This is a genomic window from Mycolicibacterium vulneris (genome assembly GCF_002104765.1).
Taxonomy (GTDB): Bacteria; Actinomycetota; Actinomycetes; order Mycobacteriales; family Mycobacteriaceae; genus Mycobacterium; species Mycobacterium vulneris.
This window is the reverse complement of sequence record NZ_NCXM01000001.1, coordinates 241943-264825: the sequence shown is the minus strand read 5'-3', so window position 1 is coordinate 264825 and position 22883 is coordinate 241943. Positions and strand designations below refer to the sequence as shown.

Sequence of the window (22883 nt, the reverse complement as noted above, 5' to 3'; positions counted from 1 at the left end):
CTGCGGGCCCTCGAACGCTTCCAGGCGCGGGCGCTGGCGGCCGAGGGAGATGGCCCGACGCCACCGCCGTGGCGATGGCCGTGGCCGCCGTCGGCTTCGCGCGCCCTGCCCGAGGATGCGCGGCTGTTGTTGATGGTCCGGCCCGGCGACCTGCTCGACGAAGAGCCCGACGCGGCATTCCAGCGGACGCTCGCCGCGATGAACGCCCCACTGACGCAGCGCGTCGCGGCGTTGGCCCGCCAGCTCTATGGCAACGCCAAGCCGCGATCCGTCGACGCTGTCGCGCGAGCGGTGACCGACCTGCCCTACGCCGTGGTGCGGCGCCATGCGCATGACGACCCGATGCCGAGCTGGCTGGAAAAGGATGTAGCGGCGTCGGCGCTGGCCGTGCTACAGAGCTTTGGCGAACGCCCGTAGCGCCTTGACCTGCGTGGCATCCAAAGAGGGACGGACATTTTCGTGCGCCGCCGCGAGGTCGGCGGCCGTCACGTCGGTGGCGTCGATGGATCGGCGCATGGCGCTGAGCGCGGCCTCCCGCAGCAGCGCCACGCAGTCGGCGGCGCTGTATCCGTCGAGTCCGGCCGCCACCTCGTCCAGATCGACATCGGCGCTCAGCGGAATGGATTTGCCTGCTGTGCGCAGGATTTCGCCGCGGGCCGCCGCGTCCGGCGGCTCGACGAAGACCAGCCGCTCCAGTCGGCCCGGGCGCAGCAGTGCGGGGTCAATGAGATCCGGCCGGTTGGTGGCGCCCAGCACGACCACGTCGCGCAGCGGGTCGACACCGTCCAACTCGGTCAGCAGCGCGGCCACCACTCGATCGGTCACGCCCGAATCGAAGCTCTGCCCACGCCGCGGCGCCAGCGCGTCCACCTCATCGAGGAAGACGAGCGACGGCGCCGAATCCCTGGCGCGCCGGAATAGTTCGCGCACAGCCTTTTCCGAGCTGCCGACCCATTTGTCCATAAGTTCGGAGCCCTTGACGGCGTGCACCGACAGCTGTCCGGTGCTGGCCAGCGCCCGCACGATGAAGGTCTTGCCGCAGCCCGGTGGCCCATAGAGCAGCACCCCGCGCGGCGGATCCACCCCCAGCCGGGCGAACGTGTCCGGATGCTGCAACGGCCACAACACGGCCTCGGTCAGCGCCTGCCTGGCCTCGGCCATGTCGCCGACGTCACTCAGGGTGATGTTGCCGACGCTGACTTCCTCGCTGGCCGAGCGGGACAACGGCCGGATGACGGTCAGCGCACCGACCAGGTCCTCTTGTTTCACTTCGGGCGGCCGGCCGTCGGCGCTGGCCCGCGACGCCGCCCGCAGCGCCGCCTCGCGCACCAGTGCGGCCAGGTCGGCGACGACGAAACCCGGTGTACGCGAAGCTATTTCGTCGAGATTGAGTTCGCCGGTGGGCACATTGCGCAGCAGCGACTCCAGCAGGGCTTTGCGGGTGCCGGCGTCGGGGAGCGGCAGGCCCAGCTCGCGGTCGCACAGGTCGGGGGCCCGCAGCCGGGCGTCGAGCTGGTCGGGTCGCGCGGAGGTGGCGATCAGGGCGACGCCCTCGCTGGCGACCGCGTTACGAAGCTCGCCCAGGATCAGCGAGGCCACCGGCTCGGCGGTGGCCGGCAGCAGGGCGTCGACGTCGGTGATCAGCAGCACGCCGCCACCGTCACGGACGGTCTGTACCGCCGAAGCCACGGCCTTGAGCCGGTCCTCGGCGCCCAGCGCGCCGACCTCCGGGCCGTCCAGCGTGACCAGCCTGCGGTCGCCGCACACCGAGCGCACCAGCGTCACCTTGCCCACGCCGGGCGGGCCCGACACCAGAACGCCGAGGTTGGCGCCGGCGCCCAATGTCTTGAGCAGGTGTGGTTCGTCGAGCGCGAGCTTGAGCCATTCGACGAGCTTGGCGGCTTGCGGCTGAGTGCCTTTCAGTTCCTCGACGACCATCTCCGGCCTGGCGACTTCGACCGAAATCCGCGGCGTGGCCCCGGCGCCGGGCGGCACGCCGGTGCCCCAGGTGACCAGCGAGTTGGGCTGCACGCTCACCGGCCCCTCGGGGTCGACGCCGGTGACCGTCAGCAGCTCCGAGGTCCAGCTGATGCCGACCGCGGTGGCCAGCGCGCGGGTGGCCTCCGACGTCGAGGTGCCCGGGCCCAGGTCGCGGGGCAGCAGAGAGACGGCGTCACCTACGGTGAGCACCTTGCCCAGCAAGGCCTGTCGCAGCGTGACCGGCGTGACCGACTGGGTTGCCAGCGCCGAGCCGGCCAGCGTCACCGACCGCGCGCCGTAGACGGTGACCGTGCCGACCACCACCGCGGTGCCCTCGCGCAGTCCCGTGTTGGACAGCGTCACGTCGTCCAGCAGCACGGTGCCGACCGGCGTGTCCGGGCCGGCCAGACCGGCTACGGCCGCCGTGGTGCGCGATCCGATCAGTGACACCGCATCCCATTCCCGAATGCCCAGGGCAGCAATGGCATTCGGATGCAGCCGGATGACGCCGCGGCGGGAGTCGACGGCGGAGGTGTTCAGCCGGGCGACCAGCGTGAGCTGACGGGCCGAGCCGGCGCGGTGTACATCGTCGCCGGAGCGACTCACGGCAAGCGCCTGCCCGGCTTGCGCAGGCCCAGCCGCGCCACCGACCGGCGGTTGGGCTGTGCCCGGCGAATCGCCCGCCGGGTGGCGCGGCGTTGCTTGGGTTCGGCGTCCCACGCCTCGGGGTGTGCGGCCAGCCAGCGCGAGTTGCGGATGGCGAACGGCACGTGGCACAGGTAGGCGACGATGATCACCCAGATCAAGACATAGGGCGCCAGCACCGCCGCGGCCGCGCAGATCGCCAAAACCGCCAGCAAGGGTGCCGCCCAACTCGGGGGCACCGCGACCGCGTGCATCTTGCGCATCGGGATCTTGCTGACCATCAGGATCGAGGTCCCGGTGATCCAGATGCACAGGAACAGCGGCGACGTCCACCAGCCGTCACCGAACTGCAGCTTGAGCCCGATGAGACCGATCATCGAGATCGCGCCGGCCGGCGCGGGCATGCCGACAAAGAACTCGTGCGCGTAGGACGGCTGGCTGCCGTCGTCCTGCAGGGCGTTGAATCGCGCCAGCCGCAGCACCACGCAGACCGCGTAGAGCAGGATCACCACCCAGCCGGCCGGCGACGTGGTCAGCAGCGTCACGTACAGGACGATCGCCGGGGTCACGCCGAAGTTCACCGCGTCGGCCAGCGAGTCGATCTCCTCGCCCATCCGCGACTGGGCGTCCAGGATCCGGGCCACCCGCCCGTCCAGTCCGTCCAGGATGGCGGCCGCCGCGATCAAAGCCATCGCGGCCTTGGGCTGGTGTTCGAGGGCGAACCGGATCGAGGTCAGTCCCGCGCACACGGAGAGCACCGTCATCGCGCTCGGCAGGATCTGCAGGTTGACCGCCGGCCGTCCGCGCGGCTTGCTGATCATGGCAGCTCGGCCAGCACGGTCTCGCCGGCGATCGCGCGCTGGCCCACCTTCACCAGCGGCTCGGAGCCCGCCGGGAGGTAGGTGTCCAGCCTGGAGCCGAACCGGATCAGGCCGTAGGTGTCACCGATCGACAGCTTGTCGCCGACTTGCGCGTCGCAGATGATGCGCCGGGCCAGCAACCCGGCGACCTGTACCGCGACGACGTCCGCGCCGCTGGCGGTGCGCAGGTGCAGGCTGGTCCGTTCGTTCTCAGTGCTCGCCGCGGCCAGGTCGGCCGAGCCGAATCGGCCCGGCCGGTGCTGCACGGCTATCACCTCGCCGCTGACCGGAGCGCGCTGCACGTGGGCGTCCAGCAGCGACAGGAAGATGCTGACCCGCGGCAGCGGCGCGTCGCCCATGCTCAGTTCGGCGGGCGGAGCGGCGAAGTCGATCACGCAGATCTCGCCGTCGGCGGGTGCGACGATCGCGCCGGGCCGGGTGGGCGGCACCCGCGGCGGGTGACGGAAGAACCCCGCGCAGGCCCCGGCGGCCAGCAGGCCCGCCCGTCGCACCCATCGGTGCCTGCGGCCGACCAGCGCCAGCGCCAGGCCGGCGCCGATGAACGGCCGCCCGGCCGGATGCACCGGTGGGACCGCGGAGCGCACCAACTCCAGCGCGTGTTGCGGGCTGAAGCCCGGGTCCTGAGCAGAGGGGCCGATAGTGCGGGGGCGTCGTGCCACGCGGCCATCTTACGGAGCCTGCAGCTGATTCGTAGACGCCCGCGGAGGGAACGCTGCCCTTCGACATGCAATCGAACGATCGGCCGGCAACGCAGTTGCGCCGGGCGAAAGGCACGGTCACCGCCGTATTCATCGCGCACGGTCTGGTGTTCTCGTCCTGGGCCGCCCACATTCCTCACGTCAAAGCCGAACTCGGCCTTTCCGACGCGGCGCTCGCACGGCGCTGTTCGGCGCACCGCTGGGCTCCCTGGTGGCCACGCTGCTCAGCCACTGGGCGCTGCCCAGCTGGGGCAGCCACCGGCTGATCCCGGTGACGGTGGCCGGCTATGTTGCGGCTGGAGCGACGGTGGGCCTGTCCGGATCCGCGGCCGCGCTGTTCGGTGCGCTGGCGCTGTGGGGGCTGTTCCAGGGGGCTCTCGATGTCGCGATGAACACCCAGGCCGGCACGGTGGAGCGGCTCGCCAGGGCTCCGGTCATGGCGCGGTTCCACGGCATGTGGAGCGTCGGGACGTTGGTGGGCGCCCTGATCGGTGCGGCGTGCGTCGGCGCGGGCGTCGGCCTGACCGGCCAGCTGACGGTGCTGGGGCCACGCCCGCGGGCTAGCGCAGATCCCACACCTGCAGCTGGGTCCCCTCGGGCACCTCGACGACGTCCTCGGGGATGTCCAGCAGCCCGTTCGCCGACGCCAGCCAGCGCAGGTGATGTGACGCCGGCGGCCCGTAACTGGTGACCGTGCTCGAGTCGTCGTTGAGCACCGCGCGGCGGAACTGGCGCTTGCCGCGCGGCGACGTCAGCGACTCGGCGAGCACCGCGGTGCGGTGCGGGCGGTCCGGGTCCGGCAGGCCCATCGCCCTGCGCAGCGCAGGCCGGATGAACACCTCGAAGGACACCAGCGCGCTGACCGGGTTGCCGGGCAGCGTGACGATCGTGGCGCCGGCCACCCGTCCCACGCCCTGCGGCATGCCCGGCTGCATGGCGACCTTGACGAACTCCACGCCCTGGTCGCCCTCGCGGCCGAACGCGTCCTTGACCACCTCGTAGGCGCCGGCGCTGACGCCGCCGCTGGTGATGATCAGGTCGGCGTCAGCCGCGTATCGGTCGATGATCGAACTGAATTGGGCCACTTCGTCTTCCGCGGTTGCGACGGCGACCAGAGCGGCGCCCGCGTCCCGAACGGCCCCGGCCAGCATGATCGAGTTGGACTCGTAGATCTGCCCCGGCAGCAGCGCGGTGCCCGGCGTCACCAGCTCCGAGCCGGTCGAGATGACCAGCACCCGCTGGCGCGGGATCACCGGCAACTCGGCGATGCCCAGCGCGGCCGCCAAGCCGAGCACGGCCGGCGTCACGACCTGACCTCGGCGCAGGACGGTGGTGCCGGGGGAGACGTCCTCGCCGGCGCGGCGGATGTGCTTGCCGGCGTCCCGGGGCGCGCGGATCGCCACCACGTCCACGCCGCCGTCGGTGTCCTCCACCGGAACGACGGCCGTCGCCCCGGCCGGCAGCGGCGCGCCCGTCATGATGCGGTGCGCCGTCCCGGGCCGCAGCGTCAGCTCGTCGGTGCGCCCGGCCGGTATGTCCTCGGCGACGGGCAACACCACCGGCTGTTCGGGAGTGGCGCCCGACGTGTCTTCGGCGCGCACCGCGTAGCCATCCATCGCGGAGTTGTCGAAGACCGGCAAAGCCAGCTGCGCCACCACGTCCTCGGCCAGGACCAGGCCTTGGGCCTCGGTCAGCGGCACCGCGACCGGCGGCCGCGCGCGAACCAGCTCGTTGACGACTCGCTGATGTTCGGCGACTGAACGCATCGGAGCCATTATCCGCGCGTCAGACGGGGAAGCTGACGCCGGTGAGTTCTTCGGAGACCGCCCAGAGCCGACGCTGCAATTCCTCGTCGTGGGACTGCGCGCTGGATTCGACCAGTTTCGGGCGGCCGCGCTGCTCGAGGAAGCCGGCCGGGCCGTAGTACTGCCCGCCCTGTCCGGCCGCATCGGTGGCCGCCCGCAGTGTCGGCAGCGCGCCCATGGCCGGGCTCTGGAACAGCACCGGCCCCAACACGGCCTTCACCGGCCGGAAGACGCCGGGCAGGTTGCGGGCCAGCTCGGTGTTGGAGCCCCCGGGGTGTGCCGCGACCGCAATGGTCTTCGCATCGGCCTTGGCGGCCAGCCGGCGCTGCAGTTCGTAGGTGAATAGCAGGTTGGCCAGCTTGGATTGTCCGTAGGCGGCGACGCGGTCGTACCCGTGTTCCCACTGCAGGTCGTCGAAGTGGATCGCGGCCCGTAGCCGGTGGCCGAGGCTGCTGACCGTCACCACCCGCGAGTCCCGCACCACCAGCAGGTTGTCGAGCAGCAGCCCGGTCAGCGCGAAGTGGCCCAGATGGTTGGTGCCGAACTGCAATTCGAAGCCGTCCGCGGTCACCTGCTTGGGCGTCCACATCACCCCGGCGTTGTTGATCAGCAGGTCGATGCGCGGGTAGGCCGAGCGCAGCGCGTCGGCGGCCGACCGGACGGCGTCCAGCGAGGTCAGATCCAGCTGCTGCAGCGTGACATCCGCGCGCGGGCTGGCGGCGACGATGCGCGCCAGCGCCGCGTTGCCCTTCTCCAGGTTGCGCACCGCCAGCACGACGTGGGCGCCGCGGTAGGCCAGCACGGCGGCCGTCTCATAGCCGATGCCGGTGTTTGCGCCGGTGATGACGACGACGCGGCCGCTCTGATCCGGGATGTCATCCTCCGACCAATTGCGGTTCTCTGCGTCGTTGGAAGCCATGGCCCAAAACATACTCATCGGCGGCGGACGGCGCCGGGTTGGGCGATGGCCATCGCGATGGCCCGGGTCGCGGTGAGCCCGCAAAGAAAACCGTTATCCAGACGGCGATTTCCTGGGGTTCGGCGAACCGGCCGGGTGCGTCACCTCACCGGCGACGCCATTTGCCCGCGGAGCCAGGCGATGATCTTGGGCACCACCTCGGGAGCCTTGCTTATGGCGACGTGGCCGGTGCCCTCGATCAGGTGCACCTCGGTGTCGCGGCGGCCCCGGAAGTCCAGCGTGTCGGACTGCGGGATGAAGTAGTCGTCGGCCCCGTTGATCACCAGCATCGCCGAATTACGCTGCTGGGCAAGAAGATCCGCACGGTTCAGGCGCCCCACGCCGGCGCTGAGCTCGTCGAGTGTGGGGGAGTGGTCCCAGTGCATGGCATTGCCCAGGATGTCGTGCATGCCGTAGGGCAGCCTCGCGAGATTCTCCGGACCGAACGCGGCGGCGACCGGGCCGCCGAGATCGATTGCGGCATCGACGATTCCGGACAGCCCGGACATCGCGGAGAAGTTGCCGCCGAATGACGCGCCGAAGTGAGCGACCCGGCCGTCGCTGAGCGTCCGCGCGTAATCGGCGAGGCCGTGGATCACCTCGTCGGCGTGCTCGTCGAGCGGGACCGCGGTCTCGCCGGTTCCGGGGTGGTCGAAGGCCATCGTGGTCACGCCCGCGCCCTGGGTGAATCCGACCCACCACGGGTGGATGTCCATCTTCCAGGTATCCACACCGCCGCTGGCGATCAGCACCGGCCGGGCCGGGTAGTCGCCGTCGGCGGAGTACAGGTGCACCGGCACCTCGACGGACGCGCCGCGGTACCCGACGTTGATGATGCGCCGCTCGAATTGCACCGGAAAATCGCCGGCCGCCAATTGAAACTGCTCGAGTTGGTGCTGCATCGCCTTGGTGCGCGCCGGGTCGGTGAGGCAGGGAAACTTGGCGCACCCGTAGATCAGGGAGGCCATCCGGTGTTCGGCGCGCTCGGCGTATTCGCGTGCCAGGCTTGACCATTCATAAACCCAGCCGCCGGGTGCGTCGGTCCACATGTCGTCGACGGCCGAGCGGACCCGCTCGATGTCGTCGAGTGGGATGCCGAACTTCGCGAATTGATCGGTGCGGTCTTCGAACATGGCCGCGGTGTCGATGTCGTAGGTGTACATGGTGGCCTGCTCCTCATTTTCACGGCCTGTTGAGACTAGTCTCACGCTACGGTGAAACTAGTCTCAACGCAAGAGGAAATTCACGCTACGATGAAACTCATGGCGAAGAGGTCGATAACTCCCGGTCCGCGAGATGAACGCGGGGTGCTGGCCGCGCGGATCGTGGCCGCCGCCCGCGACGAGTTCGCCGAACACGGCTGGGCCGGCACCACCATCCGCGCGATCGCCCGGGCCGCCGACGTCGATCCCGCGCTGGTGTACCACTACTTCGGGTCGAAGGAGAAGCTGCTGGACGCGGCGACGAACCCGCCGCAGAAGTGGCTGGACAACGTCGCCAAGGTTTGGGCTGAACCGGTGGAGCAGCTCGGCGGCGCGGTGCTGAGGCTGATGCTGGACAGCTGGGAGGACGAGGAAGTCGGACCGACGCTGCACGCCATCCTGCAGACCGCGGCGCACGACCCGACCACGCGGGAGAAGCTGCGGCGCGTCGTCGCCGGCAGCCTGATGGGCGCCGCACCGCTCGGCGTCGACGAACACGACCGCCTGATCCGCAGCGGCCTTATCGCTTCACAGGCGATCGGCCTGGCGCTGATGCGCTACGTCTGGAAGATCGAGCCCATCGCGTCGATGTCCGACGACGAGGCCGTCGCGGCCATCGGCCCCAGCCTGCAGCGCTACGTCAACGGCGACCTGGCGCCCGCGACATAGCGACGGACAGTGCGAGGGACAGGCGCGCCCGGCCCGATCGCGGTATCCTCGCCCACCCCGCTGATAGCCACTCACCCGGGTACCGCGTTCCGACACGGCAACCGGTGCGGGTGGCCGCGGCCGAAAGTCCTTTGTGCTCCGGGGTTTTGGGCGGTTGAGCCGCAGGCTGATCATCACCGGGGCGCTCATCGATCAATCGATTCTTTGCCGCATCCAGGCCGCAGCCCGCGTCGACGGCTTCCTCGTCCGCACGGCCACACCCGACGCCCACCGTTGCCAGGGTCGGAGCAAACATCAGAAACGTTACAGCGGAACAAATTTCGCGTTAATACAAGGGTTTACTGCACCCAGAAATTATCGTGTCGGATAAACCACTCCCGGCGCTCGTCGTCGGTCATATCGGCAAGGGCCGCAAAGCCTTCGAAGTAGGTCTCGCGGGGTGCGCCGGGCGCGAACAACATCAGGATCGATGCCGGCGCGTCCGCCTCGTTGCGAAAACCGTGCACCCCCCCGGGCGGCACGTAGAGGAAGTCGCCCTGATGGCCATCCGCCCACTGCGTGCCGTCGTAGAGCTTCATCGTCCCAGACAGGACGAAGAACGCCTCGGACATGGCGCGGTGGAAATGGGCCGGGGGCCCGCCGCCGGCCGGGGCGATGTCGACCCGGTAGAGGCCGTAGTCGCCGGCGGTGTCCTGTTGGTTGGCCAGGTAGTGGTACTTCATTCCGGATGTCTCATAGTCGGGCGGTTGATCGGCCCGCTTGAGCCAGGCGCTGATTTCCGGTTCGTCTTCGGTATATCGGGCGGGCGGGTAGGGCGGCACGACGAGGGACATGGTTCCAGTCTGCGCATAGCATCGCTGTTGTGGACCGATCGACCGCCGAAGATGTTCGCGTGCAACGGCTACTGGATGCCGAGCGCAAAGCCGCGCAACTGTTCGACGAGATCGAGCGGCGGGCCATGATCCGCCCCGGGCTGGCCGAGAAGGAACTCTCCGACCAGATCCACGACCTCGCCGGCGAGATGTTCGGGGTGACCCGGCACTGGCATCGGCGGATCGTGCGGGCCGGGGAGAACACGTTGCAGCCGTTTCAGGAGCGCCCGCCGGATCGGACGATCGTCGACGACGACATCGTGTTCCTCGATCTCGGCCCGATCTTCGAGGAGTGGGAGGCCGATTTCGGGCGGACGTTCGTGCTCGGCGACGACCCGCACAAGACGGCCCTTCGGGACGCGCTGCCACGGGTGTGGGAGGCCGGCCGCGACCACTTCGCCGACCATCCCGAGATCACCGGCGCCGAGTTGTTCGACTACGTCGTCGGGGTGGCCTGTGCCGAGGGTTTCGAGTGGGGCAGTCGGATCGCGGGCCATCTGATCGGCGAGTTCCCGCACAAGAAGATCGCCGGCCCCGGCGTCGAGTGGATCATCATGCCCGGATCGAACAAACCGATGCGCCGCACCGATCCGCGCGGCCGCATCTGCCACTGGATCCTCGAGATCCACCTTGTCGATCGCCCGCGCGGTTTCGGCGGCTTCTACGAGCAACTGCTCGACCTGGGCTAGTGCCGATCGCCAGCGCGGCGCATGCGCCGGGCGCAGCGGGTCGGCACCATCGGGCTAGTGCCGATCGCCAGCGCGGCGCATGCGCCGGGCGCAGCGGGTCGGCACCATCGGGCTAGTCGAGGGGGTAAACCACCCCGGTGAGCTCCTCGGAAATCGCCCACAGCCGGCGCTGCCGATCGACGTCGTGCGACTTGGCGCTGGACCCGACGATCTTGGGGTAGCCCCGCGTCTGGCCGAAGCTATCGGGTCCGTAGTACTGCCCGCCGAGCACCGCCGGGTCGGTGGCCGCGCGCAGGGTGGGCAGCGCACCCATCGCCGGGTTCTGAGCGACCAGCGGGGCGATCCGCTCGAAGGCGCCGACCAGCGGGGCGGGCATGTTGCGCATCAACTCGGTGTCCGACATGCCGGGGTGCGCGGCGGCGGCGATCGTCGTGCCGTGCGGGGCGAGCCGTCGTTGCAGTTCATAGGTGAACAACAGGTTGGCGAGCTTGGCCTGCCCGTAGGCGGCGACCCTGTTGTAGCGGCGCTCCCACTGCAGATCGTCGAAGTGGATGTCGGCGAGGATGCGGTGGCCGATGCTGCTGACCGTCACGATCCGTGAGCCGGCGACCGGCAGCAGCCGATCCAGCAGCAGGCCGGTGAAGGCGAAGTGGCCCAGGTGGTTCGTGCCGAACTGCAGCTCGAAGCCGTCCTTGGTGTTGGACTTCGGCGTATACATCACCCCGGCGTTGTTGATCAGCAGGTCGATGCGGTCGTACGCGGACCGCAACTGCTCGGCCGCGGCGCGGACGGACGCCAGCGACGTCAGGTCGAGCTCGGCCAGCGCGACATCGGCGTGCGGGCTCTGAGCGGTGATCCGGGCCGCCGCGTCCTTGCCCTTGTCCAGGTTGCGCACCGCCAACACCACATGGGCGCCGTGGTCGGCCAGCGCCAGGGCGGTCTCGTAGCCCAGGCCGGTGTTGGCTCCGGTGATGACGGCGACCCGGCCGGTCTGGTCCGGGATGTCCGCGGTGGTCCACTTGGCCATGAGAGGCTCCTTGAACTTGTAGAGTAAACGGGGCGAGCGCTCCGGTTGAATGCCACTATACGGAACGCACGCCCCGCTTTGTCAACCGCTGAGGAGTGAACAGATGGCGCAGCCCGAACGCCGGTTGCGCGCCGACGCGGCGCGCAACCGTGCGCGCGTGCTGGACGTCGCCTACGAAATCTTTGCGGCCGAGGGTCTCTCGGTGCCCATCGACGAGGTCGCGCGGCGGGCCGGCGTCGGGGCCGGCACCGTCTACCGGCACTTCCCGACCAAGGAGGCGCTGTTCCAGGCGGTCATCGAGGACCGGATGCAGCGGCTGGTCGACGACGGGCGGGCCCTGCTGGAATCCGTCGGACCCGGCGAGGCGCTGTTCGCCCTACTGCGGTCGATGGTGCTGCACTGGGGTGCGGCGGATCGCGGCCTGGTCGACGCCCTGGCCGGATTCGGGATCGATATCGCCACCGCCGCGCCCGACGCCGAGGACGCGTTCCTGGCGATGCTCGACGAGCTGCTGCGGGCCGCGCAGCGGGCCGGCACCGCGCGCCAAGACATCGGGGTGCGGGAAGTGAAGGCGATCATGGTCGGGTGCCAGGCGGCGGAGGCCTACAACCCGGACTTGGCCGAGCGGGTGACCGACGTCGTCGTCGACGGTTTACGCGCTGGCCGGTAGGGCTGACCTCTTCTTGCACTCGACATAGGCGAGTGCTAAGAATGACTTGGCACTCGCGACCAGCGAGTGCTAGGTCGGGACGGTGAGACCTAGCCAGAAGACAGCTGCGGTCGTCCGTCGCGGGCACTGCACCCGGCCAGAACGTGTCATCCCCAATCCGGAGGAATCACTTCGCAATGGCCAAGACAATTGCGTACGACGAAGAGGCCCGTCGCGGCCTCGAGCGGGGACTCAACGCCCTCGCCGACGCGGTAAAGGTGACGTTGGGCCCCAAGGGTCGCAACGTCGTCCTGGAGAAGAAGTGGGGTGCCCCCACGATCACCAACGATGGTGTGTCCATCGCCAAGGAGATCGAGCTGGAGGACCCCTACGAGAAGATCGGCGCCGAGCTGGTCAAGGAAGTCGCCAAGAAGACCGACGACGTTGCCGGTGACGGCACGACGACGGCCACGGTTCTGGCCCAGGCGTTGGTCCGCGAGGGCCTGCGCAACGTCGCGGCCGGCGCCAACCCGCTGGGTCTGAAGCGCGGCATCGAGAAGGCCGTCGAGAAGGTCACCGAGACCCTGCTCAAGTCGGCCAAGGAGGTCGAGACCAAGGACCAGATCGCTGCCACCGCAGCCATTTCCGCGGGCGACCAGTCGATCGGTGACCTGATCGCCGAGGCGATGGACAAGGTCGGCAACGAGGGCGTCATCACCGTCGAGGAGTCCAATACCTTCGGCCTGCAGCTCGAGCTCACCGAGGGCATGCGGTTCGACAAGGGTTACATCTCGGGCTACTTCGTCACCGACGCCGAGCGTCAGGAAGCCGTCCTCGAGGACCCCTTCATCCTGTTGGTCAGCTCCAAGGTTTCGACCGTCAAGGATCTGCTGCCCCTGCTGGAGAAGGTCATCCAGGCCGGTAAGCCGCTGCTGATCATCGCCGAGGACGTCGAGGGCGAGGCGCTGTCCACCCTGGTCGTCAACAAGATCCGCGGCACCTTCAAGTCGGTGGCCGTCAAGGCCCCCGGCTTCGGTGATCGCCGCAAGGCGATGCTGCAGGACATGGCCATCCTCACCGGTGGTCAGGTCATCAGCGAAGAGGTCGGCCTGTCGCTGGAGAGCGCCGACGTCTCCCTGCTGGGTAAGGCCCGCAAGGTCGTCGTCACCAAGGACGAGACCACCATCGTCGAGGGCGCCGGTGACTCCGACGCCATCGCCGGCCGGGTGGCCCAGATCCGCAGCGAGATCGAGAACAGCGACTCCGACTACGACCGCGAGAAGCTGCAGGAGCGCCTGGCCAAGCTGGCCGGCGGTGTTGCGGTGATCAAGGCCGGGGCCGCGACCGAGGTCGAGCTCAAGGAGCGCAAGCACCGCATCGAGGACGCGGTTCGAAACGCCAAGGCCGCCGTCGAGGAGGGCATCGTCGCCGGTGGTGGCGTGGCCCTGCTGCACGCGACCCCGTCGCTGGACGAGCTGAAGCTCACCGGTGACGAGGCGACCGGCGCCAACATCGTCCGCGTGGCGCTCGAGGCTCCGCTGAAGCAGATCGCCTTCAACGGTGGTCTGGAGCCCGGCGTTGTGGCCGAGAAGGTCCGCAACTCGCCCGCCGGTACCGGCCTGAACGCCGCCACCGGTGAGTACGAGGACCTGCTGAAGGCCGGCGTTGCCGACCCGGTGAAGGTGACCCGTTCGGCGCTGCAGAACGCGGCGTCCATCGCGGGCCTGTTCCTCACCACCGAGGCCGTCGTTGCCGACAAGCCGGAGAAGGCGGCCGCACCCGCGGGCGACCCGACCGGTGGCATGGGCGGTATGGACTTCTAAGTCCACGACTCAGATACGGGAAAGCCCGGCCCTCACAAGGGGCCGGGCTTTTTCGTGCGCGCCGGCCAGAGGCCACTCGCGGATCCTTCGTGCGGGCTTTGTCCGGGTTATGGGGTAATTGATGTACTGGATATCCGAATAGTCGGCGCGAAGGGAACACGCAATGAGCAAATCGTTATGGCGCACAGTTTTTGGAGTGATCGCCGGCTGCGTTCTGGGCGTAATGATCGCGCCGACCGCGGCGGCGGCACCTGATCCGTGCTCAGCCAGCGGGGTCGCCGCGACCGCCAGCGGCGTCCTGAACACGGCAAGCGGGTACCTCGACGGCCATCCCGAAGCCAACAGCGTGCTGACTGCCGCCGTCAACCAATCGCCCGCTGACGCGAAGTCGTCTGTCCGCGGCTATTTCCTTGGCCATCCCGGTGAAGCGCTCGATCTGAAGGGCATCGCGCAGCCGCTGCTCGACCTGCGCAGCCGGTGCAACACGTCGGTGTCGCCGGATCAGTTGGCGGCCCTGTTCGACGCGCTGTCCGCCGACTGAGCGGGACCGGCGACCTTCTAGGGTAAATCCGTGGCCCTTCCGACTCCCGCACCCGCCAGCACCGCCGTCGTGACCGGCGCGTCGTCGGGCATCGGCGCCGACATCGCGCGCGAGTTGGCCGACCGCGGGCACGGCGTCACGCTGGTCGCCCGCCGCGAAGAGCGGCTGCGCGAGCTGGCCGACGAACTCGCCGGCCGCGTGCGCGTCGAGGTGATCGCCTGCGACGTCGGCGATTCCGCCGCCCGCGCCGGCCTTTTCGAGGAGGTCGAGCGGCGCGGCCTGACCGCCGACATCCTGGTCAACAACGCCGGCATCGGCACCATGGGATCGGTGACCAGAATGCCCGTCGACGACGAGATCGCCCAGGTGCGGGTCAACGTCGAGGCCGTCATCGATCTGAGCACCCGCGCGGTCCAGCAGATGGTGCCGCGCGGCCGCGGCGCGATCCTCAACGTCGGATCCACCGCGGGTTACCAACCCTTTCCGGGACAGGTCGGCTACGCGGCCACCAAGGCGTTCGTCAACAACTACACGCAAGGGCTGCGCGGTGAACTCGCCGGCACCGGTGTCACCGTCGCGCTGCTGTGCCCGGGGCCGGTGCGCACCGAGTTCGTGCAGAGCGCCGGCATGGACGAGCGAGACTTCGCCGACGCCTTCCCCAAGTTCATGTGGAAGCCGTCGCGCGAGGTGGCGCGCGCCGGAGTCGACGCGCTGGACCACGACCGCGGAACGGTGTTACCCGGGCTGCCGAGCCAGATCAGCACCCGCCTGTTTCAGTTCATGCCGCGACGGGTGTTGTTGCCGCTATTGAAGAATCGGCATCCCAGCCTGCGCAGGGACCGCTCAGCGCGTTGACCCGGGCCAGGGCCGCATCCAGCCCTCCACCGGAAGCGCGAGCGCGTTGCACAGCGTGCAGATCGTGCGGTACCAGCCCACGGCCGTGAGCAATTCGATGCGCTGCTCGTCGTCCAGGTCGCGGCCCAGCGCGCCCCATGTCGCCTCCGACCACGAGCCGGTGTGCTCGAGTTCGTCCACCGCCTCGATCAGCGTGCGCTCGGCCGGGCTCCACCGCGGGTCGTCGGGGCCGCCGGTGACCAGCGCGTCGCACTCCTCGTCGCTGACGCCCGCGATCGGGTCCCAGAACGCCGCCTGCCCGCCCCACTCGTATGCACAGCCCACCAACGCGCAGATGCGAAGGATGGCGATGGTCCGCGTCCGGGCCGGCAAAAGCGCTGCAACATAGAGGGATTCGCCGAGCTTACGCAGGCGGGAGGCCAGCGCCGGGTGACGCTGCAGGCAACGCACCAAGAGCAGCGGCTCGTAGCTGCGGTCGGGGTGACCCCAGCTGTTGATGCCAGTGGCATCTTCTTCGCTCCAGGGCGGAGCGAGCGGTGCGACGCGGCTCACGGATGAGACTGTACGACCTAGCCCGATGGCGGCGACCCGCAGCGCCCGGCTCCGCCGCGCTTGCGATCGCCGCTAGGCCGGCAGCGAGAACACCACGCAGTCGTGCAGGCAGCCCTTGGCGGCGTCGGGGGAATCGGCGTCGCGGTGCAGCAGGGCGCGGGTGGGCACCACGGTCAAGCGGGCGGTCTCGGCGCCGGCCTCGGCGACGTCGGCGGTGCCGTCGACGATCAGCGAGTAGCCGCCCGGTTCCGCGGGCGGCCACAGCAGCGTCACGTCGGCGCGCTGGGCGAGGTTGTTGCGGGTCCGCCCGCCGATGAGCCCGACGTCCAGCGTGGCCTCGCGCAGCTGCGGCTCGACCGTCACGGTGTGCACCCGGTACCCGTCGTCGACCGTGATCAAGTACGCATACGGGTAGTCGGCCAGCGCGTCGGCCAGCGCCTTGAGATCGACCTTCTTCTTGGTGCGCATGATCTTCCAGGATAGGCGCGGGATTTCGGCGCTACTGGGGCGGCGAGGGCCGCAGGAACCCGGCGATGCGCGAGGTGTAGCCGCGCGCGACGGCGCCGGAGCTGGCCGGGCGCGTGACGGCGGTGCTGGTGTTGGAGAAGCCGAGGTTCTGCAGCACCTGGTTCCAGGGCGGCAACTTGGCCACGGCCGCCGACGCGTCGGCGTGATAGCCGAACATCGCCGCGACGTCGGAGGCCCACATCTGTTCGTAGGCCGCCTCGATGTCGGCGATGGCCGGGGTGTTCTGACCCAGGTGATTGTTAGCCGCCAACGCCGACACCAGCGCACGGTTTGCCGCCACCACGGCCGGCTGCACGGTGGCGGCAAGGGCCACCTCGAAGGCGGTCGCGATAGCCGAGGCCTGCTGCGACACCTCTTCGGCCTGCGCGGCGGCCGCGCTGAGCCAGCTGACGTATTGACTGGCCACGGACATCATGGCCGCCGACGACGCGCCCTGCCAGGATCCGCTGGCCAGATCTGTCGTCACCGAAGAAAATGACGATGCCGACGATGCCAACTCTTCGGCCAGTCCGTCCCACGCCGCGGCGGCAGCAAGCAGCGGCCCGGGACCAGGACCGGAGAAAATTAGTGCCGAGTTGACTTCTGGCGGCAACCACGCAAAATGCGGGTTCGTCACGGACCCAACTTAGCTGGTATATGCCACTTTTGGTGGCGTTATCGCGAGGCTGCGGGCGCCGGCTGGCGACCGCGCACCAACTTGCCTGGCCGGGCATCGGTGGGAACGCCGTTCTCGGCGATGACTTCCCCGGCCACAATCGTGGCGACATACCCGTCGGCGGTCTGGTCCAGGCGCCGCCCGCCGGCGGGCAGGTCGTAGCTGATGATGGGCTTGTGCAGCCGCAACGCGGCGTGGTCGATGACGTTGAGATCGGCCTTGTAGCCCACCGCGATCCGGCCGCGATCGGCCAGCCCGGCGATGCGGGCCGGCACTGACGTGAGCTCGCGAACCGCCTCGGACACGGTGAACCGCCCAGCCTTGCGGTCCCGTGCCCAGTGCGTCAGGAAGTACGTCGAGTAGCTGGCGTCGCAGATCATCCCGTAGTGCGCGCCGCCGTCGCCGAGGCCGAGCACCACGTCCTCGCGGTGCAGCAGCTCCCCGACGGTGTCCAGCGAATTGTTCTGCAGGTTGCTGGTCGCGACCAGCAGCATGGCCCGACCCTCGTCGTCGAGCAGCCGGTCATAGGCCTCCTCCATCGGATCCACGCCGCGGGCGCGAGCCCGGGCCCCGATGCTTGTCGACGGGTCCGGCTCGTAGTCGGGGGTGTCGCCCAGCGGGAAGATCCAGTCCCACATCTGGGCCACGAACAGGATCGGGTGACCTTGGCCGGGCTTGTCGGCCAGGATGCGGGCCCGGACCTCGGGCTTGCGCATCTCGGCCACCCGCTCGGCCAGCGGCAGGTGCGCGATCTCGCGATAGCTGGGGTAGAGCACGAAGGGGTTGGCGGACAGCTGCAACCCGATGATCAGACCGATCGGCCGCGGCAGCAGCTGCGCCGTGACTCGGATTTCGCCGCCATCGGCGGCGCTGTTGGCCTTCTCGATCATCGTGATGGCGTCCGGCCAGGTCGGGTCGCCGGCGTTGGCGACGACGAGGGTGAATGTGACGGGTAACCCGACGTCCTCGGCGACGTCGAATACCGTCTGCAACACCGGCTGGTAGCCGCCCGACGGGATGTCGGGAACGAACTGCAGCAGGCCGCCGCCGCCGTCCACGACGCCGCGGGCGATCTCCTCGATCTCCTCCCGGGCCGCCTCGTAACTCGGGATGGGGGAACCGCTTTCGGTCTTGTGGATGGTCAGCCGCGACGACGCGAAGCCCAGCGCGCCGACCTCGATCGCCTCCTTGGCCAGCTCCCGCATCTTGGCGAGGTCGTCCGCGGTGGCCGGCTCGCGGTCGGCGCCGCGCTGGCCCATCACGTACACCCGCAGCGGTGAGTGCGGCAGGTACGCGGCCACGTCGATGTCGCGCTTGCCCGACTCGAGCGCGTCCATGTATTCGGGGAACGTCTCCCACGTCCACGGCAGCCCGTCGGTCATGACGACGCCGGGAATGTCTTCGACACCGGCCATGACGTCGACCAGCACGTCGTGGTCGGACTGGCGGCAGGGCGCGAAGCCGACCCCGCAGTTGCCCATCACCACGGTCGTCACCCCGTGCGCCGAGGAGGGAGTCAGGCGCTCCGACCAGATCGACTGGCCGTCGTAGTGGGTGTGCAGGTCGACGAAGCCGGGCGTGACCAGCAGCCCGGTGGCGTCGATCTCCCGCGTGGCGGTCGCGCCGTTGATCGCGCCCACCGCCTTGATGATGTTGTCTTTCACGGCCACGTCACCGACGTACGGCTCACCCCCAAGCCCATCGACGATGGTGCCATTACGGATGATGAGGTCGTAAGTCATTCAAACAATCTACGACCGTGGCGGTGGGTCGTGCCAGGATCTTCCCCATGATCGAGCGGGCGGTCTTCCACGGGATCCTCCCGTAGTGTCGCGGGTATGGCCGACGATGCCGCCGTTTTACAAGAGCTTCTGCGCGACGCGTTCACCCGGTTGATAGAGCACGTCGACCAGATCACCGAGGGGCTGACCGACGAGGTGGCCAGTTACCGGCCGGCGCCGAACGCCAACAGCATCGCCTGGCTGCTCTGGCACAGCGCGCGGGTGCAAGACATCCAACTGGCCGACGTGGCCGGCGTCGAGCAGGTGTGGTTCCGCGACGGCTGGGTGGACCGGTTCGGACTGGACTTGCCGCGCAACGACACCGGTTATGGGCACAAGCCCGATGACGTGGCCAAGGTGCAGGCGCCCGCGGACCTGCTGTCCGGCTACTACCACGCGGTGCACAAGCTCACCCTCGAATACATCGCCGGGGTCAGCGCCGAGGAGCTGGCCCGCGTCGTGGACACCAACTGGGATCCGCCGGTGACGGCCAGCGCACGGCTGGTGAGCATCATCGACGACTGCGCCCAGCACCTCGGGCAGGCCGCGTACGTGCGGGGGATTGCGTAGATTCGCAGGCGTGCGATTCGCGGCGACCGTGCTGTTGTGGCTCATCACCACGCTCGCGCTGGCGGTCGCGATCCCCGCGGCATGGACGCAACTGCACGTCGTTGACGCCGACGGGTATGCCGCGCTGGCGCAGCACGCGGCGACCGACCCGGCTGTGCAGTCGGCCATGTCATCCGAATTGACCACCCGCGCAATGACTCTCATTGCCGAACATGGCGCGGGCCGCTCTCCGGTCGACAGTTCCGAGGTGCATGAGGCCGTCCGCGCCTTCACCACGGGCCCGGCGTTTCCGCCGCTGTTCGCCCGGGCCAACCGGGCGGCGCACGGCTGGCTGTTCAGCGACCCGGGGGCCGGCGATAACGGCACCCAGTGGGCGGTCGACGTGGCGCCGATGCTCAACGACGACGCGATTCAGCCGCTGCTCAGCCGTCACAACGTCACCGTCCCCGCGAAGCTGACTGTCCCGCTGACAGTTTCGGTCCCACACTCGATGCGGCAGGGACGGCTGAGCCGGCTGTCCACCTGGGGCCCGTGGGTGAGCGTGGGCGCGGCGGCGCTGTGCGGTGTCTGCGCGCTGCTGACGGTGGCCGCCGCGCGGCGCCGCGGCAAGGCGCTGAGCAGCCTGGGCGTCTCGGCGCTGCTCGTCGGCGCGGGCGGATGGGCGGGCATCGAGGTCGCCGGGCGCTACGTCAACGATGCGCTCAACCGCACCACCGGCAACGTCCGCAGTGTCGCAGAGGTGATGGTCGACCACGCTGAAGCCGGTCTGCACCAATGGCTCAACGCCACGCTGCTCGCCGGCGCCGCGCTGGTGGCGGTCGGCGTGATCGTCGCGATGCTGGGCAGCCTCGCGAAGAAGTCGTGAGCCCGGCGGCTAGCCGAACGTGAACGAAAACACCTGCAGGCCCTTGCTGACCTGCATGTCCAGCTGATCGCGGTGCGCGGAGTCGTCGGCGACGATCCGGTGCAACGTGGGCGCTCCGCCGATCGGCGTCGTGGTGGTCTTGCCGTCGCGGCTAACGGTGAGCGTCCCGGTGCCGCCGACGACGGCGTACACATCCTTCGCGGTGTAGTTCAGCCGGACGGCGGAGTCGTCGCCGTCGGCGGTGGCCCCCTGGTCGTCCAGGGTCCAGCGACCGCGCAGGGCGAACTTGTCGTCGGCCAGGTTCGGCGGGAAGCTCAGCGTGGCGGCGCCGCCTTTGTAATCCCCGCTGCCGCCGTAGTTTCCGCTCTTGCCGACACCAAGGTACGTCTCGGGTGTGAGCATGGTCCGCGGGGTGGTGTCGGCCCCGTGCACCCCAGCGGGCAGCTGAATGCCGGGATGGGCGTCGGTCAGCAGCTTGCGGATCAGCTTCTCGGTGTCGTCGTAGTCGCCCTCGCCGAACTTGGTATGCCGCACTTGCCCATTCGCGTCGATCAGGTACTCGGCCGGCCAGTACAGGTTCTGGAAGTTGTTCCACGTCGCGTAGTCGTTGTCCAGTGCGATGGGATAGGTGATGTGCAGGTCGACGGAGCCGCTGGCCACGTTGGCGGGCACCCGTTCGAAGGCGTACTCGGGGGTGTGCACCCCGATGACGAGCAGCCCGCTGTCCCGATACCGGTTGTACCAGTCGATCACATGCGGGATGGCGCGCTGACAGTTGATGCACGAGTAGGCCCAGAAGTCGATCAGGATCACCTTGCCGCTCACCGATGCCGGGTCCAGCGGCTTGCCGTCCGGGGTGTTGAGCCACCCGGTGACACCGGTGAGGGCGGGGGCGGGTCCGCACTGTTGCAGTTCGGCGGAGCCGCTGGAGCAATCGCTGAGCGCGCCGTCGACCGTGGTGCCGGGCCGGCTCAGCTGCAGCCCGCTGCCCTGGTTGGGCTGCTGCATGGGGGCCGAACCCAGGCTGCGCTCGATGTCGTTGGCCCCCAGCTTGTTCTGCATTGCGGTCGTGTAGTCGGGGACGGCGCGCTGCAGCATCGCCGGCAGGTTGAACACCAGCGCCACGGCCAGCACGATCATCGCGATCCCGCCGGCGATCTGGATGACACGCTGGCGGCGGCGGAACGCGGCCACTCGTTCGGCGACGCGCCGCCCGGCCAGTGCGAAGGCCAGCAGCGGCAACGCGTTGCCGATGGCGAACGTCGCGGTCAACACCAGCGCGCCGGGCCCGATCGACGACGTCCCGCCGGCCACCACAATGGCGGCCAGCACCGGACCCGCGCACGGCACATACAGGGCACCCAGTGCCAGGCCAAGGCCGAAACCATCTGTCCCAGAACCTATTTGACGCTGCGGGAAATACGTGAACGGCCGCTCGAGCAGGTGCTGCACCGGCGGGAAGATCAACCCCAGGCCGATCAGGACCAACACCACCAGTGCGGCCCACCGGATCGCATCCTGCGGCAGGTGCAGCGCCGTCAGCAGCGCGGAACCGATCAGCGTGGCCAGGCTGAAACTGCACACCAGGCCGGCGATCACCAGGTACGGCCGCGTCGCGGACTTAACGCTGCGGGCGCCGGTTCGGCTGCTGTCCATGCCGGACAGCAGAATCACCGGAAGCACCGGCAGGATGCACGGCGAGATGCCGGTGATCAGGCCGCCGAGAAACCCGATCAGGGCGATGGTCTGCACGCGCTACCCGGAGGGGCTCGACGGGCGCCGGACGATGAGCATGGCTACACCTTTACCTGTTCTGTCGCGGCCGAGTGACCCGGCCACAAATCACGCGTCGTGCGTTATGCAAATCACACAATGTGCGTTACCCTCAGCCGGTGGCGCAACTAACATTCCAGCGCGCCCGCACAGAGGAAAAGAAGCGCCAACGTGCGGAGGCCCTCGTGGAAGCCGCACGCTCGCTGGCAATGGAAACGGGCGTCGCGTCGGTCACCCTGACCGCGGTCGCCAGCCGCGCCGGAATCCACTACTCGGCGGTGCGCCGCTACTTCACCTCGCACAAGGAAGTCCTGCTGCACCTGTCCGCCGAGGGCTGGGTGCGGTGGTCGAATACCGTGTCGCAGAAGCTGACCGAGCCCGGTGTGAAGTCACCCTCCCGCATCGCCGAGACGCTGGCCGAGGCCCTGGCCGACGACCCGTTGTTCTGCGACCTGCTGGCCAACCTGCACCTGCACCTCGAACACGAGGTGGACGCCGAGCGGGTCATCGAGGTCAGGCGGATCAGCACGGCGGCCACACTGTCACTGGCCGATTCGATTGGGAGCGCGCTGCCCGAGCTCGGGCGATCGGGCTCGCTCGACATCCTGCTGGCCGCGTACTCTCTTGCCGCGACGCTGTGGCAAGTCGCGAACCCGCCGGAGCACCTGACCGACGTCTACGCCGAGGAGCCCGAAGTCGTTCCGCCCGAGTGGAATCTGGACTTCGCGTCCGCCCTGACCCGCCTGCTGACGGCCACCTGCATCGGCCTGGTCTCGGAATCCTCATAAACTCAGAAAGGAGGCCGGAGCGCTGTGGCTTGGCGAACTGCAACCGGTGAACACACCCGTGGCGAAGGACTTGAAGC

The 22883-nt window shown here is 69.1% G+C and carries 22 protein-coding genes and 2 pseudogenes; 11 read left to right on the top strand and 13 right to left on the bottom strand.

From position 1 onward, the window contains the following. A pseudogene (locus B8W69_RS01250) lies at nt 1-417 on the top strand (TetR/AcrR family transcriptional regulator); the annotation flags it as partial. Here B8W69_RS01250 and B8W69_RS01245 read toward each other — a convergent pair. The 3 genes from B8W69_RS01245 to B8W69_RS01235 are packed head-to-tail and all read right to left on the bottom strand — an operon-like array spanning nt 391 to nt 4165. Then, nucleotides 391-2586: an AAA family ATPase gene (locus B8W69_RS01245; RefSeq protein WP_085288139.1), complete on the bottom strand. Its 2196-nt coding sequence runs from the start codon at nt 2584-2586 to the stop codon at nt 391-393. The pseudogene B8W69_RS01250 and the gene B8W69_RS01245 overlap by 27 nt on opposite strands. Next, nucleotides 2583-3446, bottom strand: a complete 864-nt coding sequence (pssA, locus tag B8W69_RS01240) for a CDP-diacylglycerol--serine O-phosphatidyltransferase (protein WP_085288138.1) — start codon at nt 3444-3446, stop codon at nt 2583-2585. Before pssA ends, B8W69_RS01245 begins: the two co-directional genes overlap by 4 nt. Beyond that, entirely contained in the window at nt 3443-4165 is a 723-nt protein-coding gene (locus B8W69_RS01235; protein WP_181447308.1) for a phosphatidylserine decarboxylase, read from the bottom strand. Before B8W69_RS01235 ends, pssA begins: the two co-directional genes overlap by 4 nt. A 65-nt stretch (nt 4166-4230) precedes the next feature. Between B8W69_RS01235 and B8W69_RS31150 the strand changes: the two are divergent. After that, nucleotides 4231-4751: pseudogene (locus tag B8W69_RS31150) on the top strand (MFS transporter); the annotation flags it as partial. Nucleotides 4752-4764: 13 nt separating this feature from the next. Here B8W69_RS31150 and moeA read toward each other — a convergent pair. The 3 genes from moeA to B8W69_RS01215 all read right to left on the bottom strand — a co-directional run bounded on the left by moeA (nt 4765) and on the right by B8W69_RS01215 (nt 8130). Continuing rightward, nucleotides 4765-5970, bottom strand: coding sequence for a molybdopterin molybdotransferase MoeA (gene moeA / locus B8W69_RS01225; RefSeq protein ID WP_085288137.1), 1206 nt, complete (start codon nt 5968-5970; stop codon nt 4765-4767). A 19-nt stretch (nt 5971-5989) separates the two neighbouring features. Beyond that, nucleotides 5990-6928: an SDR family NAD(P)-dependent oxidoreductase gene (locus B8W69_RS01220; protein WP_085288323.1), complete on the bottom strand. Its 939-nt coding sequence runs from the start codon at nt 6926-6928 to the stop codon at nt 5990-5992. 140 nt (nt 6929-7068) lie between these two features. After that, complete coding sequence (locus B8W69_RS01215) at nt 7069-8130, bottom strand: alpha/beta hydrolase family protein (protein WP_085288136.1); 1062 nt, start codon at nt 8128-8130, stop codon at nt 7069-7071. A 99-nt stretch (nt 8131-8229) separates the two neighbouring features. On the opposite strand from B8W69_RS01215, the gene B8W69_RS01210 reads away from it, so the two are divergent. Beyond that, nucleotides 8230-8838 (top strand): TetR/AcrR family transcriptional regulator, encoded by a 609-nt coding sequence (locus tag B8W69_RS01210; RefSeq protein ID WP_165762527.1) that lies wholly within the window; start codon nt 8230-8232, stop codon nt 8836-8838. Between the two features lie 338 nt (nt 8839-9176). On the opposite strand, the gene B8W69_RS01205 is transcribed toward B8W69_RS01210, so the two are convergent. Further along, nucleotides 9177-9671 (bottom strand): cupin domain-containing protein, encoded by a 495-nt coding sequence (locus tag B8W69_RS01205; protein ID WP_085288134.1) that lies wholly within the window; start codon nt 9669-9671, stop codon nt 9177-9179. A 29-nt stretch (nt 9672-9700) separates the two neighbouring features. Here B8W69_RS01205 and B8W69_RS01200 point away from each other — a divergent pair, with 29 nt between their 5' ends. Next, complete coding sequence (locus B8W69_RS01200) at nt 9701-10399, top strand: M24 family metallopeptidase (protein ID WP_085288133.1); 699 nt, start codon at nt 9701-9703, stop codon at nt 10397-10399. Between the two features lie 112 nt (nt 10400-10511). Here B8W69_RS01200 and B8W69_RS01195 read toward each other — a convergent pair whose 3' ends face one another. Next, on the bottom strand, nt 10512-11426 hold the full coding sequence (locus B8W69_RS01195) for an SDR family NAD(P)-dependent oxidoreductase (RefSeq protein WP_085288132.1): 915 nt from the start codon (nt 11424-11426) through the stop codon (nt 10512-10514). 103 nt (nt 11427-11529) lie between these two features. On the opposite strand from B8W69_RS01195, the gene B8W69_RS01190 reads away from it, so the two are divergent. From B8W69_RS01190 to B8W69_RS01175, 4 genes are all read left to right on the top strand, one after another. Continuing rightward, entirely contained in the window at nt 11530-12096 is a 567-nt protein-coding gene (locus B8W69_RS01190; protein WP_065056042.1) for a TetR/AcrR family transcriptional regulator, read from the top strand. Between the two features lie 176 nt (nt 12097-12272). Next, complete coding sequence (groL, locus tag B8W69_RS01185; RefSeq protein ID WP_085288131.1) at nt 12273-13898, top strand: chaperonin GroEL; 1626 nt, start codon at nt 12273-12275, stop codon at nt 13896-13898. Between the two features lie 196 nt (nt 13899-14094). Continuing rightward, nucleotides 14095-14439 (top strand): heme-binding protein, encoded by a 345-nt coding sequence (locus B8W69_RS01180; protein ID WP_245843019.1) that lies wholly within the window; start codon nt 14095-14097, stop codon nt 14437-14439. Nucleotides 14440-14469: 30 nt separating this feature from the next. Further along, complete coding sequence (locus tag B8W69_RS01175) at nt 14470-15294, top strand: SDR family NAD(P)-dependent oxidoreductase (protein WP_085288129.1); 825 nt, start codon at nt 14470-14472, stop codon at nt 15292-15294. Here B8W69_RS01175 and B8W69_RS01170 read toward each other — a convergent pair. From B8W69_RS01170 to B8W69_RS01155, 4 genes are all read right to left on the bottom strand, one after another. After that, nucleotides 15283-15846 (bottom strand): carboxymuconolactone decarboxylase family protein, encoded by a 564-nt coding sequence (locus B8W69_RS01170; RefSeq protein WP_085288128.1) that lies wholly within the window; start codon nt 15844-15846, stop codon nt 15283-15285. The genes B8W69_RS01175 and B8W69_RS01170 overlap by 12 nt on opposite strands. Before the next feature lie 72 nt (nt 15847-15918). Further along, nucleotides 15919-16314: a hypothetical protein gene (locus tag B8W69_RS01165; RefSeq protein ID WP_085288127.1), complete on the bottom strand. Its 396-nt coding sequence runs from the start codon at nt 16312-16314 to the stop codon at nt 15919-15921. A 31-nt stretch (nt 16315-16345) separates the two neighbouring features. Continuing rightward, complete coding sequence (locus B8W69_RS01160) at nt 16346-16990, bottom strand: PPE family protein (protein WP_085288126.1); 645 nt, start codon at nt 16988-16990, stop codon at nt 16346-16348. 38 nt (nt 16991-17028) lie between these two features. Then, on the bottom strand, nt 17029-18771 hold the full coding sequence (locus B8W69_RS01155) for an N-acyl-D-amino-acid deacylase family protein (RefSeq protein WP_085288125.1): 1743 nt from the start codon (nt 18769-18771) through the stop codon (nt 17029-17031). A gap of 96 nt (nt 18772-18867) precedes the next feature. Here B8W69_RS01155 and B8W69_RS01150 point away from each other — a divergent pair, with 96 nt between their 5' ends. Both B8W69_RS01150 and B8W69_RS01145 read left to right on the top strand, forming a co-directional pair. Beyond that, nucleotides 18868-19380 (top strand): mycothiol transferase, encoded by a 513-nt coding sequence (locus B8W69_RS01150; protein ID WP_085288124.1) that lies wholly within the window; start codon nt 18868-18870, stop codon nt 19378-19380. Nucleotides 19381-19390: 10 nt separating this feature from the next. Next, nucleotides 19391-20245 carry a hypothetical protein gene (locus B8W69_RS01145; protein WP_085288123.1) on the top strand — a complete coding sequence of 285 codons (855 nt, stop codon included), beginning with the start codon at nt 19391-19393 and terminating at the stop codon, nt 20243-20245. A 9-nt stretch (nt 20246-20254) separates the two neighbouring features. Here the strand turns inward: B8W69_RS01145 and B8W69_RS01140 are convergent, their stop codons facing one another. Further along, entirely contained in the window at nt 20255-21997 is a 1743-nt protein-coding gene (locus B8W69_RS01140; protein WP_085288122.1) for a cytochrome c biogenesis protein DipZ, read from the bottom strand. Nucleotides 21998-22119: 122 nt separating this feature from the next. Between B8W69_RS01140 and B8W69_RS01135 the strand changes: the two genes are divergently transcribed. After that, a complete protein-coding gene (locus B8W69_RS01135; protein WP_110881796.1) occupies nt 22120-22806 on the top strand; it encodes a TetR/AcrR family transcriptional regulator in 687 nt (228 codons plus the stop codon). Nucleotides 22807-22883: the final 77 nt, after the last annotated feature.

Bases quoted from the DNA above. Each gene is read 5' to 3' on its own strand.
- pssA (WP_085288138.1), bottom strand. From the start codon at position 3,446: ATGATCAGCAAGCCGCGCGGACGGCCGGCGGTCAACCTGCAGATCCTG.
- moeA (WP_085288137.1), bottom strand. From the start codon at position 5,970: ATGCGTTCAGTCGCCGAACATCAGCGAGTCGTCAACGAGCTGGTTCGC.
- B8W69_RS01220 (WP_085288323.1), bottom strand. From the start codon at position 6,928: ATGGCTTCCAACGACGCAGAGAACCGCAATTGGTCGGAGGATGACATC.
- B8W69_RS01215 (WP_085288136.1), bottom strand. From the start codon at position 8,130: ATGTACACCTACGACATCGACACCGCGGCCATGTTCGAAGACCGCACC.
- B8W69_RS01210 (WP_165762527.1), top strand. From the start codon at position 8,230: ATGGCGAAGAGGTCGATAACTCCCGGTCCGCGAGATGAACGCGGGGTG.
- B8W69_RS01205 (WP_085288134.1), bottom strand. From the start codon at position 9,671: ATGTCCCTCGTCGTGCCGCCCTACCCGCCCGCCCGATATACCGAAGAC.
- B8W69_RS01195 (WP_085288132.1), bottom strand. From the start codon at position 11,426: ATGGCCAAGTGGACCACCGCGGACATCCCGGACCAGACCGGCCGGGTC.
- B8W69_RS01190 (WP_065056042.1), top strand. From the start codon at position 11,530: ATGGCGCAGCCCGAACGCCGGTTGCGCGCCGACGCGGCGCGCAACCGT.
- groL (WP_085288131.1), top strand. From the start codon at position 12,273: ATGGCCAAGACAATTGCGTACGACGAAGAGGCCCGTCGCGGCCTCGAG.
- B8W69_RS01165 (WP_085288127.1), bottom strand. From the start codon at position 16,314: ATGCGCACCAAGAAGAAGGTCGATCTCAAGGCGCTGGCCGACGCGCTG.
- B8W69_RS01155 (WP_085288125.1), bottom strand. From the start codon at position 18,771: ATGACTTACGACCTCATCATCCGTAATGGCACCATCGTCGATGGGCTT.
- B8W69_RS01150 (WP_085288124.1), top strand. From the start codon at position 18,868: ATGGCCGACGATGCCGCCGTTTTACAAGAGCTTCTGCGCGACGCGTTC.